This window comes from Shewanella sp. MBTL60-112-B2 (assembly GCF_019655055.1).
Lineage (GTDB): Bacteria > Pseudomonadota > Gammaproteobacteria > Enterobacterales > Shewanellaceae > Shewanella.
Genome location: NZ_BPFA01000094.1, coordinates 1 through 517 on the forward strand (window position 1 = coordinate 1; position 517 = coordinate 517).

A 517-nucleotide genomic window follows, 5' to 3' on the forward strand; every position below is an offset into this window, starting at 1 on the left:
AGGTCTTCTCCCTTCTCTCTTTTCTCTCCTCCTTCTTCTCCTCCTCCTCTTTCTCTTCCCCTTCCTCCCTCCCTTTCTTCCTTTCTCTCCCTTTCTCTCCCCTTCCTTTTCTCTCCCTTTCCCTTCTTTCCTTTTTCTCCCTCTCTTTTCTTCTCCCCCTCTTCTTTTTTTTTTCCCCCTCTCTCTCCTCCTCCCTCCTTTCTTCCTCTTTTCTCTCTTTTTTCCCTTCCTTTCCCCTCCCCCCCCTCTTTTCTTCTCTTCTCTCTTTCTTCTTTCCCTCCCCTTCTTCCTCTCTCTTCTCCTCCCCCTTTCTCCTCTCCTCCCCCCTCCCTTTTTTTCCTTTTCTCTTTTCTTCTCCCCTTTCTCCCTTTTTTCCTCTTTCCCTTTCTCTTTTTTCCCCTCTCTCCCTTTCTTTCCCTTTCTCTTCTTCCCTTCCCTCCTCTTCCCCTTCTTTCTTTTTCTTTCTCTTCCTCTCTCTCCTCCCTCTCTCTTTCCTCCCCTTTCTCCCCCCTCCCTT

1 protein-coding gene is annotated in these 517 nt (G+C 48.7%); it reads right to left on the reverse strand.

The features are described 5' to 3' along the window. Positions 1–517, reverse strand: a 517-nt coding sequence (locus K5Q73_RS21925; protein WP_220766201.1) for a hypothetical protein, incomplete at both ends; no start/stop codon positions are given.